Below are 15658 nucleotides of genomic sequence, written 5' to 3' on the forward strand. Positions count from 1 at the left end.
TTCTGAATGTTGTTAATATTAAACGTGTAGTTCATTTAGTATAGTGATTATTGAAGTATTAGGGATAAATCATTAAAGGGGTGATAACAATGACAGAAGTAAAGGGGAAAACAGCCAATGAGTCAAGGGTGTTCAAAACGAGCCGAGTCTTCCCAACAGATTTAAATGATCATAACACGCTATTTGGTGGGAAGATATTAGCGGAGATGGATATGGTTGCTTCTATTTCAGCATCCAGACATTCGAGAAAGGAATGTGTCACAGCATCTATGGACTGGGTCGATTTCTTACATCCTGTTCGTTCTTCAGATTGTGTAAGTTATGAATCTTTCGTAATTTGGACGGGAAGAACTTCGATGGAAGTGTTTGTGAAGGTAGTGGCTGAAGATTTAATTTCAGGTGAGAAGCGTATAGCGGCAACGTCATTCGTTACTTTTGTGGCACTTAGTAAGGAAAATAATCCAGTTCCTGTACCGCGTGTTATCCCTGAAACAGAAGAAGAGAAAGAATTACATCGTATTGCTGTGTTACGTGCAGAACAGCGTCATATACGTAAGGCAGAGAGTAAGAAAGTAGCTACATTGTTAACCTTTTGAGATGAATGTTTAGCCATTTAAGTTACAATAGCAGGCGGAAATGGTTTTAAAATGAAAAGCGGACACCTAAAAATAGGTGTCCGCTTTTATAGTTTTTTCATCCACATATCATATGACAGTAGCTACTTAGCAGAAGCAAGCAGCACCGACGATGATTAAGAGGATAAATAATACGACTAATAGCGCAAATCCATTACCATGTGCGAAGCCCATTGTTATTTCCTCCTTTTATTTTAAGATACAACATACAATATGCAAATGAGCTATTGTTTGATATGGACATATATCATGCAATGACATATTTTCTTGAATGATAATGTAATAAAAAAGGGAAGATATAGAAATAACAGTAAGTGGAGAAAGGAATTTATCCATGAAGCACTTTTTCGCTATAATTCTTTGTTTAATAGGTGTATTCATTTGGATGAACATCGATGTGGAAATGGGGAAGGAAATGGCTAGTGAATATGAATTAGGACAAGTTCGATTAGGTGAATTTCAACTATATACGAACGGTGAAGAGTTATATAGAAAATTATTTGAGGATATAAACGAAGCAGAAAAGTATATATATATCCATTTTTATATTGTAGGAAAAGATGAAATAAGCCAAGAGTTTTTACAGTTATTAGAGAAAAAAGCATCTAGTGGAGTAGAAGTGAAATTGTCAGTCGATCGGATAGGTGGATATAAGCTGAAGAAAAAGGTAATTAGTCGATTAAAGGAAAACGGTGTGAAGTTTACATTTAGTAAAAAACCGAAACTGAAAAATGTTTTCTATTCTTTGCATCAACGAAATCATAGACGTATTGTTACGATAGATGGAAAGGTATCATACGTCGGTGGTTTTAATATCGGGAAGGAGTACCTTGGACAAGATCCGAAGTTTGGGCCATGGCGTGATTATCACGTGCGCATCCATGGTGAGGGTGCAGCGGATATGGAAAGAAAGTTCGCCGAAGATTGGAAAGAAGATACAGGAGAAAAAATGCCTATACATGAAAGTATACCGACATTAGGGAATGTAAAATATCAATATTTATTTTCAAATGGAAAAGGCTTATGGGAAAAGTATGGGGCACTTTTAAAAAAGGCTAAAAAGTCTTTAATTATTGCTACACCATATTTTGTACCAAGTAAAGAAATGGTGAAAGAGTTAAAAGCTGCATTAAATCGTGGTGTTAATGTGAAAATTCTCGTGCCATTTAAAAGTGATGCCATATTGTTAAAACAAGCTGCCTATCCATATTTGAAAGATATGTTACATGCTGGAGCGGAGATTTATCAATATCGAAATGGATTTTTTCATGGGAAAGTAACAATCATTGATGGAGAAATTGTTGATATTGGGACAGCGAATTTTGATAATAGAAGTTTTTATTTAAATTGTGAGTCTAACTGTATCATATATGATAAAACAGTTGTTGATGAAGTATGGAGTCGATTAAAGGTAGACTTTCATAAATCAAAACGATTTTCTGAAGAAGATTTTGAGAAAATTAGTAGATGGGATTGGTTTTTAGCAAGAATAGCGAATGTTTTAGCATCATATTTATAACATATAGACCCTAGAGAAGGGAGGCACTTTCATGGATTGTATGAAAGAATTAATGAGATATAGTTATATGCTAATATACAAGGTTGGAGAGTATGCTGGAAAGGTCAGAGACGAAGAATTAAAAAATCTATTACAGCACCATTTACCATATATGTTACAAGCATATAATGAACAAGTAAATTTTCAAGAAGGAGAGAATGTGCAGCATATAACCTGTGAAACAACGGAGTTTGGTTTGCGTGAAATGGAAAAGGAAACAGTTAGTAAATATACAGGGGATATTCATATTGCAACATGTTATATTGCGCACTTAAAACGATTAGCTCTAAAGTTTGCTCAAGTTGCAGTGGAAGTTGCTAATCCGGAGTTCCGCTCATTTTTGGAAAATTGTTTCCTGAAAATGAACCGTTACGCTTATAGTGTGTGGCAATATGTTATGAAGAAGGAATATAAGATTACACATCTATATGAAAATGAAAAGTTTGCATGAGAAACTAAGGCGGAATGGTATGCGCCTTAGTTTTTTTATGTCCATTTAGAGAAAAAAACTAGTTTTATTGTGTATCGATTGGAAATGAAATATATAAATTTAAATTAGGTTTTGTTATCAGAAAATTTACAAAAATTTACCGTATATTTACTGTTTTTCAATCTCTCCTTTAAAAATAGAGAGTAATATGAGGTTGTACATATTCTATCACAGGGAGGAAACGCAAATGAACAAATGGGTTAAATCATTAACTGCTATGGCACTTGCAAGTTCTTTATTAATGGTAGGTTGTAGTAAAGGTGAGGACAAGAAGAAAGAAGACGACACAACAACACAACAAGAGGACAAAAAGGATAAAGAAACAAGCGGAACCGAGAAGTCTACTGATTCTAAAGAGAAGAAATAAAGTAATAATAAAGCTTCCTCTCATATATGAGGAAGCTTTTTTGTTGTAAATTGATTGATAATATTGAAAAATAGAAAGAGAATGAAAGAGGGGGAAAACAAATGAAAGTATGTATATTGGGAGCAACAGGACGAGTAGGTTCAAACATAATTAATTTAGCATTAAAGGATTCAGCTGAAGTGACTGCATTAGCGCGTGATTTAAATAGAATAGAAATACAACATGAAAGGTTACGAGTGATAGAAGGTAATGTACTGAACGAAAATGATATAAAAAAAGCGATAGAAGGAAGCGATATAGTAATTAGTGCACTTGGAACGGATCAAAATGGAACATTAGCGAAGAGTATGCCACAAATTATTAACCAAATGGAAGAAGAAGGGATTCATAAGATCATAACAATAGGAACAGCTGGTATTTTACAAGCAAGAACGGATCTAAATTTATATCGTTTTCAATCAACGGAATCAAAAAGGAAAACGACAACAGCAGCAGAAGATCATTTGGCTGCATATAAGGTACTAAGTAATAGTAATAATTTATGTTGGACAGTTGTTTGTCCGACACATTTAATAGACGGTGAGGCGACAGAGGTATATCGAACTGAAAAAGATATATTGCCAGAAGGTGGATCAAAAATTACAGTGGGTGATACAGCACACTTTGCATGGGATCTATGTAAGAAAAACATATATGAAAATAGTCGAGTAGGTATTGCATATTAAAAAACCATCCCGAAGTCGGGATGGTTAAAAGATGATATAACACAAGAAGATGACAATCATAATGATTTGGAGAATTGCTTTCGCTACTGTACTGCTTAAAAAACCAACTACAGTAGCGACTCCAACTAGAAAGGCATCTTTTGGCGCTTTTTTATGCACTAGTTCTGTTATAAATACTGACAAGAACGGTATGATAATAAGTCCGAATGGTGGGAAGAAGAACGATCCGACAATGATAGAAATCATTCCGACACGTTCGCCCCATTTAGAACTACCGTATTTTTTTAAGAAATATCCATTTGCAATAAAATCAGCAACGAAAATGAAAAGAGTGAAAATGACTTGAATAATCCAAAAAGAAGTTGTTAATTCTCCTCCATTTATACCGAAATGGTAAATTAAATATCCAGCCCAGACAGCAAGTATGCCAGGGATAATGGGATAAATAAAGGCGAGAAATGAAACAAGGAAACAGGCAATGATACAAATTGTTAATAAAACAGTCACTTTATAGCTCCTTTTTAATATCTAGTTTATGTACAGCAACTTTTTTGACTTGATGTCCATCAAGTTCTAATACTTTAAATTGAAAACCAGCATATTCAATGGAATAACCAGCTTCAATATTTAAGTCAACTGCTTGAGAGAGAAGCCATCCTCCAATTGTATCTAAATCACTATCATCAATATGTAGGCCAAACATATCATTTACTTCAGAAATGAGCACCTTTCCATCTAAAACAGTAAGCTTAGGTGTACGCTTTTCAATCATAGGTGATTCATCCGCATCGAATTCATCTTGAATTTCTCCAATGATTTCTTCAAGAATATCTTCCATCGTTAAAAGTCCGGCAGTGCCACCATATTCATCCATAACGATTGCCATCTGAACGCGATTTTTTTGAAGATGGACTAACGTTTTACGAATTGGAACTGTTTCAAATACTGTTAAAACAGGATGTATATAAGATTCAAGTGGTTTATAAATACCTTTCGTTTGATCATGGAATACTTCTTTCGTATTGATCATCCCGATGATATCATCTTTATCTTTTTCAATGATTGGATAGCGTGTATATTTTTCAGTTGCGACGATATCCATATTTTCTTCTAACGTATTTTCAGTAGATAAGCAAATCATTTCGGTACGAGGAACCATAATTTCTTTCGCAACTCGATCATCAAATTCAAAAATGTTATTTACATATTTATATTCGGTTTGGTTTATTTCACCGCTTTTAAAACTTTCACCTAAAATGAGTCGCAATTCCTCTTCAGAATGAGCAAGTTCATTTTCTTTGGCAGGTTCTAATCCGAGTAGTTTTGTGAAAAATATAGCTGCACTATTGAGTAACCAAATAAATGGATACATAATTTTATCAAATAAAATAAGTGGTTTTGCAAATTTGAGTGTGATTGCTTCTGCTTTTTGAATTGCGAAAGACTTTGGAACTAACTCACCTAATACAACGTGGAAAAATGTAATAACACTAAAAGCAATAACAAAAGATAAAGTGTTAGCCATTGTTCCAGTAATATTAATTTTTTCAAAGAGCGGTCGTAGTATATGTTCCACAGTCGGTTCACCAAGCCAACCAAGCCCTAAAGAAGTAATCGTAATTCCGAGCTGACAAGCTGATAAATAAACATCTAAATTAGATAGGACACTTCTTGCAGCTAAAGCTTGTTTATTACCTTCATTTGCAAGTTGGTCAATTCGACTTTTTCGTACTTTTACAACAGCGAATTCTGATGCAACGAAAAAGCCAGAAATAAGAATAAGTACAAAGATGAGAAAAATATTTAATATGTCCAAGTGTGTTCTCCATTCCAAGGTTTGGAATAAAGATGTCACCTCCTGCAATTATGTTATACTTTTATAATAAATCCAAATGAAAAGAATAGTCAAAGGAAAAGGGTAAATATTGGTATGTTTCTGTAATAGTTTTTGAATTTGCTGTTATTTTGTCCGCTATACAAAAGGAATAACCCCCTACTTTTAGATTATAGAGGGTTATTTCAATTAAGGTTTTGGAACACTTCTCGTTAAAGTGTATGACTGTTGCTTGGAGTAGTTTGTGGTCCATAGTGTTTGAAGGAAAGAAAGTATGCTATATGGGATATAGAGTAGTAATAAGCCGATTGTAACAATTATGGGTGAATTTTCGCCAAATTGAACGATAAATTGTAACAGTCCACTTGCATGAAAAACGCATTCCATAAAAACGAATGAAAGAATAATGGAACCTAAAATTGATTTATGATTCGAAGTAAGCGCCAAAAACAATGTATCCACAAGAAAAGAATCATGTTTTATTTCATATTCATTTGTGTTTTTCAAGAAAGGAATCCATTTTTTTACTGCTTGCATAACGATAATCATGGAAGTACTACATACGATGATAAAAGATGAGTAGTAAGGAAGGTTTATAAATTGTGCGACGTATAGAAGTAGTAATAAGACTGAACATTGTAATACTACAGTGCAAAAAGAGTAAGGTATCCAATTCAATACAGTAGTAAACTTTTTAAACGAGTTAGGTACTTTGAAAAATAAATGGCCGATACCCAAACTTATGAAAAATCCGATCGCAAGGGTAAAAGTAAAACGAACAATCGATATAAAATATATTTCCCATATGTAAGGGAATAATGGTGTTGAATGATTAGAAGTATGTATCATTTGATTTGCTGAGAAAAAGATAGATTCAAGCATCCAATCAACCTTTGGAATTGATATAGAAGAAAGCTGTGCGAAGTTTTGAAAAATGCTAATAAATCCATTTTGATAAGAGTAATTGTGTGTAATAAAAAGAGCTGGAATAGGACTTATGGCAAAAATAACAATAACACCAATTATAAATTTACATATATGTGAGCGTAATAAGGACATATAAACCACCTACTCTTGGAATATTCAGAAAATTCTTATTCTTATTTTAGCCGTTTTTGGAGCAAGTTACAATATATTTTTCTTCATGTATTGGCATATGGATAATTTTAAATTGTATTTAGAAATCTATTTTATGTGTGGAATATAAAGCAGAAACTGGTATGTAACAGTACAAATACAAAAAGCGTGAACAGTTTTGCATTTTCAAGCTTTTTGTATGGAATGAAGAGAATGTAGGGAAATGTCGAAAGGATTAAATAGATTTTTAAAATTGGAAAGTGATACCATAAAATTAAACGATGTTTAAATCGTTGTTTAACTGATAAATTCTAGAGGGGGAGATAAATTGGGGGGGAATGAAAACGTATCAACGAAAGAAAAGATTTTAAATACAACATTGGAATTAATTAAAAAAGAAGGTTTTGAAAAGATAACGATAAGAAAAATTGCAGCATTGTCAGATGTAAATATAGCGCTAGTAAATTACCATTTTGGTTCAAAAGAAAAGTTAATTAGTGAGGCGATTAGAGTTTTATTAATTAGCTTTCAAGGCACTTTTTCTATTTTAGATAATATTACAGTGCCAGCAAAAGAAAGATTAAAAATATTTTTATTGGATTATGTACTAGTAATTCGGCAATATCCGGAGTTAGTTAGGAAGATTATTGCAATGGGAACTACGGTATTTATATCTCAATACGAATATGGGGATTTTTTGAAGAGGCTAGGGTTCAGTAAAGTGAAGAATATTTTGAGCGAGATAACAAATGAAACGGATCAGGAAATTTTAATGATGATGACGGTGCAAATATTTGGATCCGTTTTTCTTCCTACATTAATGATGCCAATTCTCGAATCAGGGGCAGATATAAAAGTACCATCTGTAGAAAAACAGATTGATTTCCTATTTGAACGCTATTTTTATAAAAATTGAGATAGTGGGTGATAGAGGTGGCTAGTTTCTTTAGAAAGCATTGGTGTGATATAGGGTTAGTTGTTGCTATTGTTGTCGTTGTTTGTTTAGTCGCGAATTTGGGAGAAATGAGTGAAATAAAAGTACTGTTAGGGTTAAGTTTTGTGGCCATTTTAGTGCATCAATTTGAAGAGTATCGTTGGCCAGGTTATTTTGCTGGTCTGTTTAATGTAGTTATATTTAAAAGTGATATACCAGATCGCTATCCATTAAATACGCAATCTGCTATGGTAATAAATATTTTGATTGCGTATGTTTTTTATTTACTCCCGGTTTTCTTTCAAAATATAATATGGCTTGGGTTGGCACCTATTTTAATGGGATTTTTTCAATTCATATGGCATGGTATTTTTGCGAATATAAAAGCTAAAACAATATATAATCCGGGATTAGGTGCGGTTGTATTACTACATGTTCCAATTGGTTATGTATATATGAGATATATTCTTTTACACAATCTGGCTACAAATTTGGATTGGTTATTTGGGGGGATCTACTTTCTAATAGCTACCTATTTTTTAATTATAAAAGGAAATATGTTAATGAAAAGTAAGGAGACAAATCATTACTTTTCTAAAAAACAATTAGGTCCGTACAATGATACATTGAAGTGATTCAGAATTCAAAAGGAGGGTTTTGGATGCTGAAGAAAGTGCAAGTGAAGGATTCATGAATAAATTATGACAAGAAAATGAATAATTTTCAGAAAAATAAAATAAATCATTTATTTTTTTCTGAAAATATAATATAGTTATGGCACAGAAAGTATTTTAACATAAGGAGGCTTTTTATGAGGATTAAAGGGAATTACGTGCCGAAAAGGGAAGTTTTACTGTGCTCAAGTTCGATTACGATAGGGGAAGCGTTAGAGCATTTAAATAAAACGGGGTATCGTTGTGTACCAGTTTTAGATGAAAAAAAAGAGAAATTTTTAGGAAATATATATAAAGTAGATATTTTAGAATATAAAGGATCACTTGACGAGAGTGTAATGCAATTATTAAACGATAAAGAAGGGTTTGTGAGAGAAGATTCTTCTTTCTTTAAAGTATTTTTTACAATAAAAAAACTGCCTTATTTATCAGTAGTTGACGAAAAAGGGGTTTTCCTTGGAATTTTAACGCATAAAAAAGTTTTTGAGTTATTAGAGGATGCATGGGGCGTTCACTCTAGTAAATACTCTGTCATGATTGGAACGCAAGACTATAATGGAGCAATCCAAAAGTTATCGACAGTTTTAAAGAAATACACTGGTATTCAAAGTTTGATGACTTTTGATAATGATGCCTTATTAGTTCGTAGAATTATGTTTACATTAGGAGAAGAGTTTAACGACGGTGAATTAGAGACATTATTGAAAGATTTAGAAGATCACGGATTTAGAGTTGTATATGTGGAAGAGATGAAAAATCCACGTGAAGTTGAAACGATAGAGTAACATACAAAAGCCATCTAATTATCTTGGATGGCTTTTGTTATGTTACGTGTGTAAAGTTATTTTAAAATAACGACAAGATAATAGGTGAGATTATAACAATATTTGTGTAAGAGAATAAAAAATGTAGATAATTTCGATTTTCAAAAAAATCAATTTGAAAATATGTTTTTATTTTGCAACTAAATATGTTACTATATGTGTGATAAAAACAAAGAGGTCTGACAACTATACTCCACGTAATAACACTCTAATGATTTAAAAATTCAAAAAACTCAAAATTCAAAAATAACAATTGTATTAATGATTAGAGTAAAAATAAGGGGAATGGAGAAATTATGGAGAAAGACACTGCTTTGTAAGGGGCATATTTTATCATCTTGAGCAGAGAGGAGGATGCATAGCATATTGTAAAATATAGAGATAAACAATGAAAAAGTGCTATGCAAATGAAGAGCATGAAGGGACGTTTAAGGCCAGGTGATACGGTAGCAATTGGTTTAATGCTATTTGCATTATTTTTAGGAGCAGGAAATTTAATTTTCCCGCCAGTTTTAGGTCAACAAGCAGGAGAGAATGTTTGGATTGCTACAATAGGATTCCTTGTAACGGGAGTCGGATTACCCCTACTAGCTGTAACAGCTGTCGCGTTTGTAGAGGGGGACTTGAAAGCGCTATCTTCTAGAGTCCACCCTATATTTGCGTTTATTTTCCCATTGATTAGTTATTTAGCAATTGGACCATTTTTCGCGATTCCGCGTACTGGAGCTGTTTCGTTTGAAATGGGTATGAAGCCGTTTTTATCAGACGCAATGGTTTCAGAGTGGTACATGCTATTTCTTTTCACGATAGTTTTCTTCGGAATAACGTGGTATTTATCATTAAATCCATCTAAATTAGTGGATTGGTTTGGGAAGTTTCTTACTCCATTATTAGTATTAATTGTTGCTGTTATTGTCGGAAAGGCAATTATTGATCCAATTGGAGAGCCGGCTGCGCCGTTAGCTGCTTACCAAGAGAATGCTTTCTTTGGTGGATTTATTCAAGGGTATTTAACGATGGATGCAATTAGTGCTCTCGTATTTGGAATTGTCGTTGTACAAGTTATTCGCTCTAAAGGGATAAAAGAGAGTAGCCAAATTGCAAAAATAACAGTAGTATCAGGTATTATTGCTGTACTTGGTTTAACGTTAATCTATTTATCACTTGCTTATCTTGGTTCAACAAGTACATCACTTGGTGTCTCAGAAAACGGTGGTCTTATTTTAACGAATGTTGTAAATGAGCTATATGGGACGAGTGGTAAAATTTTATTAGGGCTTGTTATTATACTCGCTTGTTTAACCACTTCTGTTGGGTTAACATCTGCGTGTGCGGGTTTCTTTACAAACTTATTCCCAAAACTTTCGCATAAAACGATTGTAACAATGGTATGTGTATTTAGTTTAATTGTATCTAACCTAGGTTTAACACAATTAATCGCAGTAACATTACCTGTGTTAATGATCATTTATCCAGTTGCAATTGTATTAATTGTACTTTCGTATTTCCATAAGTGGATTGGGAAGCGTAATACAATTTATATTGGAGCTATTTTAGGTGCATTGTTAATTAGTTTCTTTAACGGTTTAGAAAGTGCGAAAATTAAAATTGACGCGATTTCTAATGTACTACAAATGTTACCGTTATATAACGAAGGAATTGGATGGTTAATTCCATCATGTATTGGTGGGATTCTCGGTTTCTTCTTCTATAAATCAAATGAATCAAGTGAATTACAAAAGAAAGGTGCTTAGGCGCCTTTCTTTTTTTGAAGGGGATTTTTGTATTTTGTCTAAGTAATAATTGGGAGGAATGATAAAATGGCTAATTTTGAAGATTTTTTAAACTTGGATTTGCGAATTGGAACTGTAATACATGCAGAGGAATTTAAAGAAGCGAGAGTTCCAGCGATTAAACTAGCAATTGATTTTGGGGAAATTGGAATAAAGCAGTCAAGTGCTCAAATTACGAAAAGGTATAGTCTAGAAGATATAGTCGGTCAACAAATTGTTGCTGTTGTAAACTTTCCACCGAAGCGTGTAGCTGGATTCAAATCAGAAGTGCTTGTGCTTGGCGGCGTTCCTGAAGCTGGTGATGTTGTGTTACTTCAGCCTGATATGGAATTGCCAAATGGAACAAAAATTAGCTAGGGTGAAGGTAGGGGCTAATATGGATATCGGACGAGAATATTTACAATGTGCGATTTCGAACTTTAAAGCAACAAAGAAGCAAGGGGAACGGGCACTTTCTCAATTATCATATGAACAAATACAATGGTCTTCTCATGAAGAAACAAATAGTATAGCGATTATTATAAAGCATCTGCACGGTAATATGCGTTCTAGATGGACGGATTTTTTAACGTCTGATGGTGAAAAAACCGATCGTAATCGAGATGGTGAATTTGAGGGATGCTATCATTCAAAAGAAGAAGCCCTTATAGCTTGGCAAGAAGGATGGAAATGTGTTTTTAATACGATGAATACTTTAGCGCCGGAGCACTTAATGAAGACGGTATACATTCGCGGTGAAGCACATACTGTCATGCAATCAATTGAAAGGCAAATTTCTCATTATGCATTGCATATTGGTCAGATTATTTACATTGGGAAGATGTTAAAAGAAAATGAGTGGGAATGTTTAAGTATTCCGAGAGGTCAGTCTGCACGATATGTAGAGAAAAAACGTTCAATATAATAATAAGAAAGAAACCGATAAAAAATGGGAAATAAGAAAATCAGCCAAATAATAGATGGTTCTGTAATCATAAGAATGCTGCCAAAAATAAGTCCATACATAATAAGAAAGAAATTGAAAAGTGTATTCACAGGGATAAATCGTGAGATGAACACTTGCTGTCGTTTAAAACAATCACTGTGAAATAAATAAAAGCGGAAGTACCATGTGGCGGTAATAAGATCTTTCTTTCTCACAATTCTTTTTTTGCATGTATGACAGATAAATGGTGGTTGCATTTCATTACGCTCCATTTTTTATTTTTATAATAATGTGAGACATAAGTAGGTACAACGTGTATGTTCCTATATACGCTCCTGCAATAAGGAAAAGTGGATTCAGTAAAATCCCATGAATGCTCGTCATGAAAACTAAATCTTGTATTAAAACATCGTATATATTAATGGAAATAATTGTACCGAGTACATACAGTGCCAAGTACGCAGAAATATGTAGCACAATAGAGACTTTTGGATGCTTAGCGGACAAATAAAAAATGAATGATAGAGCGATTGGTAATATTCCTATTAATAGCTTCAATTCATTTCACCTCATTAACAATATAGCCGAAATTTTAACGGTCTATTCTCTAGGGCTTGTACATAACTTGAAATAGAGAGGTGATAGTATGAATCGGGGCTTTTTTTTTATGAAGTTTACAAGTATGCGTAAGTTAGTTTTATTTGTTATTACTACAGTGCTAGCGACTTTTTTTCTTATTAGTATGATGGTAACCTCTATGAAAGAGACGAAGTCAACGTATTTATATAATTGGTTAAATGAGTTATCGATGAATGGTTACATGTACGTACTTGGAAAAGAGAATCATTATTTTACACAGGAGTATCGAAATTTGAATCAAGATTTTTCAATTTCTTCTTTTCTCTTTTCTATGGCTACAAATATTCGCTTTAATGATGTACGCAGTTTTGTCGGGAAAGAGCTTCCCGGGTTTGGTAAGTACGATACAGAAATTGTTATTGCGGGTGAGGGGACAAACTATTCTAACTTACCGATAGAATCGAGTGTACCTCTTGAAGAAGTAGTGAAAGAACGGACTAGTGGAACTGGACAAGCACCTAAACAAGATACGAATAAAGAGAAAAAACAGCCGTCCCAAACGACCGGGAAAAGACAAGTTGCGTTTATTTATCATACACATAGCTGGGAATCTTATTTACCTTTACTTAACTTAACGAATGACCCAGATCCGAATAAAGCAACAAGTTCTGTATCGAATATTTCTATATTAGGAGATCGTTTCCGTGAACAACTAGAAGGTGAAGGAATTGGAGCTACTAACGATAAGAGTGATGTTGGTCAAAAGTTAATAAGTAAAGGTTTAAACAGTAATAGTTCGTATAAGATGTCTCGAGAAATTGTGCAGCAAGCTATGGCTGGCAATAAAGATCTTCAATACTTTTTTGATTTGCATCGTGATAGTGCTCGGAAGAATGTCACGACAAAAACAATTGGAGATAAATCATATGCGAAGCTTGCATTTGTAGTAGGGAAAGGCAACAAAAACTATGAAAAAAACTTACAATTAGCAACCGCCTTACATGAGGCGATTAATAAGAAATATCCAGGAGTAAGTCGTGGTGTCATTCAAAAAGGGTTCCAAACAGGAAATGGAATATATAATCAAGATTTATCAGGACAAGCGATATTAATTGAAGCTGGCGGTGTAGATAATACAGAGGAAGAACTAAATCGATCAATTGATGCACTTGCTAAAGCATTTGGTGAATATTTTTGGCAGGCAGAAAAAGTGAATGGATAAAGTGAAACTTGAATTAGCCAGGGTATCTATCGATAATTATTAGCTCACTTCAATCTTGGAAAAGCGTAAGTGTAATACTTACGTTTTTTGTGTTGGTTTGAAATGTGGATAGCAAGATGTCACAAAATGGACATGATTAATAATTATTATAGCAATATCGAAATTTGTCTAATTATAATAGGAGAATTAGAAAGGGATTTTTGAAATGGCAGAGAAAATCTTTTTACAAGGAAAATTTTTATAATATGAAATTGATAGGGTGATTTAGGTGATTAGGGAGATCAAAGTAGAAGATGCAGCATCATTTTTGCAATTAAGTAAGCAATTAGATGAAGAAACGAAGTTTATGTTATATGAACCAGGAGAAAGGAAAACTACAGCTGAGCAACAAGAAAAAATGATCCAGCGATTTATAGAAAATGAATATGCAACAATATTTGTAGCAGTTGAAGATGAGAGGATAGTAGGTTTTATATTAGTGAATGGAAATAACATTCAAAGAAAGAGGCATGTGGCAACCATTGTAATTGGTATTTTGCAAGAGTATAACGGGCGAGGTATTGGGACGAGATTGTTTAAAGAGGTTGAGAAGTGGGCAAAATTACATGATGTATGGCGTTTAGAATTAACAGTAATGGCCCACAATACAAGAGCTCAGGCACTATATAAAAAAGCTGGATTTGAGAAAGAAGGTGTCAAAAAAGCTGCTCTTATTATCGATGGAAAGGGCATCGATGAGTATGAAATGGCCAAATTATTAAAATAAGAGGTCGTTATATGAAAAAAAGATGGGCACTACTTGGTATCGTAGCGGTGATACTTATTGTTGGAGTAGCAGGAATTAATTATAAAATGTATAAGGATAAGCAGGCGCGAGAAGTAAGTGTAAATAACATATTTCCGAAAGCGAAAGAAACGATTGCTAATATGGATGGGGATATTGCGGTAATTAATAATCCGAATTCAATGCTTGTACTTGTGAATAAAAGTAGGCGTTTACCAGATGGGTATAGACCGCCAGATTTAGTTATTCCGAAAGTGCGCTACTCTAGTGAAGGTGATCAAGAAAAGAAAAAGATGAGAAAAGAGGCAGCGAGGGCGCTTGAGGATATGTTTCAGCAGGCTGACAACGAGCGTATTTTCCTTTTTGCAGTTTCTGGATTTAGATCTTTTGATCGACAAAAAGCATTAAATACGATGTATAAAAAACAAGACGGGGAAGCAAAAACAGCAATGTCTAGTGCGGTTCCTGGCACAAGTGAGCATCAAACTGGACTAGCTATGGATATTACGTCTCAATCTGCTAAATTTCAGTTAGAGACGGTTTTTGGGGAGATGAAAGAAGGTCAGTGGCTTTCTGAAAATGCCCATAAATTTGGTTTTGTGATTCGATACACAAAAGCGAAAGAAACGATTACGGGCTATCGGTATGAACCGTGGCACGTAAGGTATGTGGGAAATCCACAAGCTACATATTTGTATGATAATCAACTGACGCTTGAAGAAGTAACAGATTGAACAATTGAGGGGAGAGACGTACAATGACGATGTTATATAAGAAAAAAGTATATGCATATATTACAAGAGAAAAAGAGGGGGTTATGCAATTACTTGTTTTTAAACATCGTGATATACATGAAGCTGGTATTCAAGTGCCAGGGGGAACGGTTGATGAAGGTGAAACGCTAGAAGCTGCTATATTGCGTGAAGTACAGGAAGAATCCGGATTGCGCCATTTATGCATAGAGCGTTTCCTAGCAGATTACATTATACATGTGAAGGAAAAACAGGAATATGAAAAACGTCACTTTTTTCATGTAACTTTACTAACTGATGTAAAAGATACATGGGAGCATATAGTAAGTGCTGGTGAGAAAGATCAAGGTTTAGCGTTTAGCTACGAATGGGTTAATATTGCAAAATGCCCTGAATTAGCAGGGAAACAAGGAGAGTTTTTACACTTATTAGATGAGATATATGTAAAGTAATAAAAGAGTCTGAAGCGAAAGTTCACTCGTTTC

At 33.9% G+C, this 15658-nt stretch carries 21 protein-coding genes; 15 read left to right on the forward strand and 6 right to left on the reverse strand.

The genetic code is table 11. From position 1 onward, the window contains the following. Positions 1 to 89: 89 nt before the first annotated feature. Complete coding sequence (locus AC241_RS10325; RefSeq protein WP_000141164.1) at positions 90 to 596, forward strand: acyl-CoA thioesterase; 507 nt, start codon at positions 90 to 92, stop codon at positions 594 to 596. Between the two features lie 126 nt (positions 597 to 722). On the opposite strand, the gene AC241_RS32820 is transcribed toward AC241_RS10325, so the two are convergent. Beyond that, a complete protein-coding gene (locus AC241_RS32820) occupies positions 723 to 809 on the reverse strand; it encodes a YjcZ family sporulation protein (protein WP_000505094.1) in 87 nt (28 codons plus the stop codon). Between the two features lie 160 nt (positions 810 to 969). Between AC241_RS32820 and cls the strand changes: the two genes are divergently transcribed. From cls to AC241_RS10345, 4 genes are all read left to right on the forward strand, one after another. Next, on the forward strand, positions 970 to 2154 hold the full coding sequence (gene cls, locus AC241_RS10330; protein WP_043935055.1) for a cardiolipin synthase: 1185 nt from the start codon (positions 970 to 972) through the stop codon (positions 2152 to 2154). A gap of 31 nt (positions 2155 to 2185) precedes the next feature. Continuing rightward, positions 2186 to 2644 (forward strand): spore coat protein, encoded by a 459-nt coding sequence (locus tag AC241_RS10335; RefSeq protein WP_050843345.1) that lies wholly within the window; start codon positions 2186 to 2188, stop codon positions 2642 to 2644. A 226-nt stretch (positions 2645 to 2870) separates the two neighbouring features. After that, positions 2871 to 3050 carry a hypothetical protein gene (locus AC241_RS10340; RefSeq protein WP_001045960.1) on the forward strand — a complete coding sequence of 60 codons (180 nt, stop codon included), beginning with the start codon at positions 2871 to 2873 and terminating at the stop codon, positions 3048 to 3050. 101 nt (positions 3051 to 3151) lie between these two features. Continuing rightward, complete coding sequence (locus AC241_RS10345; protein ID WP_016081952.1) at positions 3152 to 3775, forward strand: NAD(P)-dependent oxidoreductase; 624 nt, start codon at positions 3152 to 3154, stop codon at positions 3773 to 3775. A 24-nt stretch (positions 3776 to 3799) separates the two neighbouring features. Here AC241_RS10345 and AC241_RS10350 read toward each other — a convergent pair whose 3' ends face one another. The 3 genes from AC241_RS10350 to AC241_RS10360 all read right to left on the reverse strand — a co-directional run bounded on the left by AC241_RS10350 (position 3800) and on the right by AC241_RS10360 (position 6668). Continuing rightward, positions 3800 to 4282, reverse strand: a complete 483-nt coding sequence (locus tag AC241_RS10350) for a DUF456 domain-containing protein (RefSeq protein ID WP_000217336.1) — start codon at positions 4280 to 4282, stop codon at positions 3800 to 3802. Between the two features lies 1 nt (position 4283). Then, positions 4284 to 5591, reverse strand: a complete 1308-nt coding sequence (locus tag AC241_RS10355) for a hemolysin family protein (protein WP_016081950.1) — start codon at positions 5589 to 5591, stop codon at positions 4284 to 4286. Between the two features lie 207 nt (positions 5592 to 5798). Next, the gene (locus AC241_RS10360) at positions 5799 to 6668 is read right to left on the reverse strand and encodes a hypothetical protein (RefSeq protein WP_050843347.1); all 870 of its coding nucleotides are present in this window, start codon (positions 6666 to 6668) and stop codon (positions 5799 to 5801) included. A 346-nt stretch (positions 6669 to 7014) separates the two neighbouring features. Here AC241_RS10360 and AC241_RS10365 point away from each other — a divergent pair, with 346 nt between their 5' ends. The 6 genes from AC241_RS10365 (at position 7015) to AC241_RS10390 (ending at position 11815) form a co-directional block, all read left to right on the forward strand. Then, the gene (locus AC241_RS10365) at positions 7015 to 7602 is read left to right on the forward strand and encodes a TetR/AcrR family transcriptional regulator (RefSeq protein ID WP_043935059.1); all 588 of its coding nucleotides are present in this window, start codon (positions 7015 to 7017) and stop codon (positions 7600 to 7602) included. Positions 7603 to 7610: 8 nt separating this feature from the next. Continuing rightward, positions 7611 to 8255, forward strand: a complete 645-nt coding sequence (locus AC241_RS10370) for an HXXEE domain-containing protein (RefSeq protein WP_016081948.1) — start codon at positions 7611 to 7613, stop codon at positions 8253 to 8255. Between the two features lie 176 nt (positions 8256 to 8431). Next, positions 8432 to 9079, forward strand: a complete 648-nt coding sequence (gene cbpA / locus AC241_RS10375) for a cyclic di-AMP binding protein CbpA (RefSeq protein ID WP_001220528.1) — start codon at positions 8432 to 8434, stop codon at positions 9077 to 9079. Between the two features lie 455 nt (positions 9080 to 9534). Continuing rightward, entirely contained in the window at positions 9535 to 10872 is a 1338-nt protein-coding gene (gene brnQ4, locus AC241_RS10380) for a branched-chain amino acid transport system II carrier protein BrnQ4 (RefSeq protein ID WP_413541760.1), read from the forward strand. 66 nt (positions 10873 to 10938) lie between these two features. After that, positions 10939 to 11268: a chaperone CsaA gene (csaA, locus tag AC241_RS10385; RefSeq protein WP_043935061.1), complete on the forward strand. Its 330-nt coding sequence runs from the start codon at positions 10939 to 10941 to the stop codon at positions 11266 to 11268. Then, on the forward strand, positions 11249 to 11815 hold the full coding sequence (locus AC241_RS10390) for a DUF1572 domain-containing protein (RefSeq protein ID WP_043935062.1): 567 nt from the start codon (positions 11249 to 11251) through the stop codon (positions 11813 to 11815). The genes csaA and AC241_RS10390 overlap by 20 nt, the downstream gene beginning before the upstream one ends. On the opposite strand, the gene AC241_RS10395 is transcribed toward AC241_RS10390, so the two are convergent. Beyond that, positions 11776 to 12093, reverse strand: a complete 318-nt coding sequence (locus AC241_RS10395; RefSeq protein ID WP_048565052.1) for a hypothetical protein — start codon at positions 12091 to 12093, stop codon at positions 11776 to 11778. The genes AC241_RS10390 and AC241_RS10395 overlap by 40 nt on opposite strands. A gap of 4 nt (positions 12094 to 12097) precedes the next feature. Further along, positions 12098 to 12394, reverse strand: a complete 297-nt coding sequence (locus AC241_RS10400; RefSeq protein WP_043935063.1) for a hypothetical protein — start codon at positions 12392 to 12394, stop codon at positions 12098 to 12100. An 88-nt stretch (positions 12395 to 12482) separates the two neighbouring features. Between AC241_RS10400 and spoIIP the strand changes: the two genes are divergently transcribed. The 4 genes from spoIIP (at position 12483) to AC241_RS10420 (ending at position 15625) form a co-directional block, all read left to right on the forward strand. Continuing rightward, complete coding sequence (gene spoIIP, locus AC241_RS10405; RefSeq protein ID WP_016081942.1) at positions 12483 to 13637, forward strand: stage II sporulation protein P; 1155 nt, start codon at positions 12483 to 12485, stop codon at positions 13635 to 13637. A gap of 268 nt (positions 13638 to 13905) precedes the next feature. After that, positions 13906 to 14403, forward strand: coding sequence for a GNAT family N-acetyltransferase (locus AC241_RS10410; RefSeq protein WP_016081941.1), 498 nt, complete (start codon positions 13906 to 13908; stop codon positions 14401 to 14403). Between the two features lie 11 nt (positions 14404 to 14414). Further along, the gene (locus AC241_RS10415; protein ID WP_043935064.1) at positions 14415 to 15155 is read left to right on the forward strand and encodes a M15 family metallopeptidase; all 741 of its coding nucleotides are present in this window, start codon (positions 14415 to 14417) and stop codon (positions 15153 to 15155) included. A gap of 23 nt (positions 15156 to 15178) precedes the next feature. Continuing rightward, on the forward strand, positions 15179 to 15625 hold the full coding sequence (locus AC241_RS10420) for an NUDIX hydrolase (RefSeq protein WP_043935065.1): 447 nt from the start codon (positions 15179 to 15181) through the stop codon (positions 15623 to 15625). Positions 15626 to 15658: the final 33 nt, after the last annotated feature.

The sequence above is a fragment of the Bacillus thuringiensis genome, from assembly GCF_001182785.1.
Classification (GTDB): Bacteria; Bacillota; Bacilli; order Bacillales; family Bacillaceae_G; genus Bacillus_A; species Bacillus_A thuringiensis_S.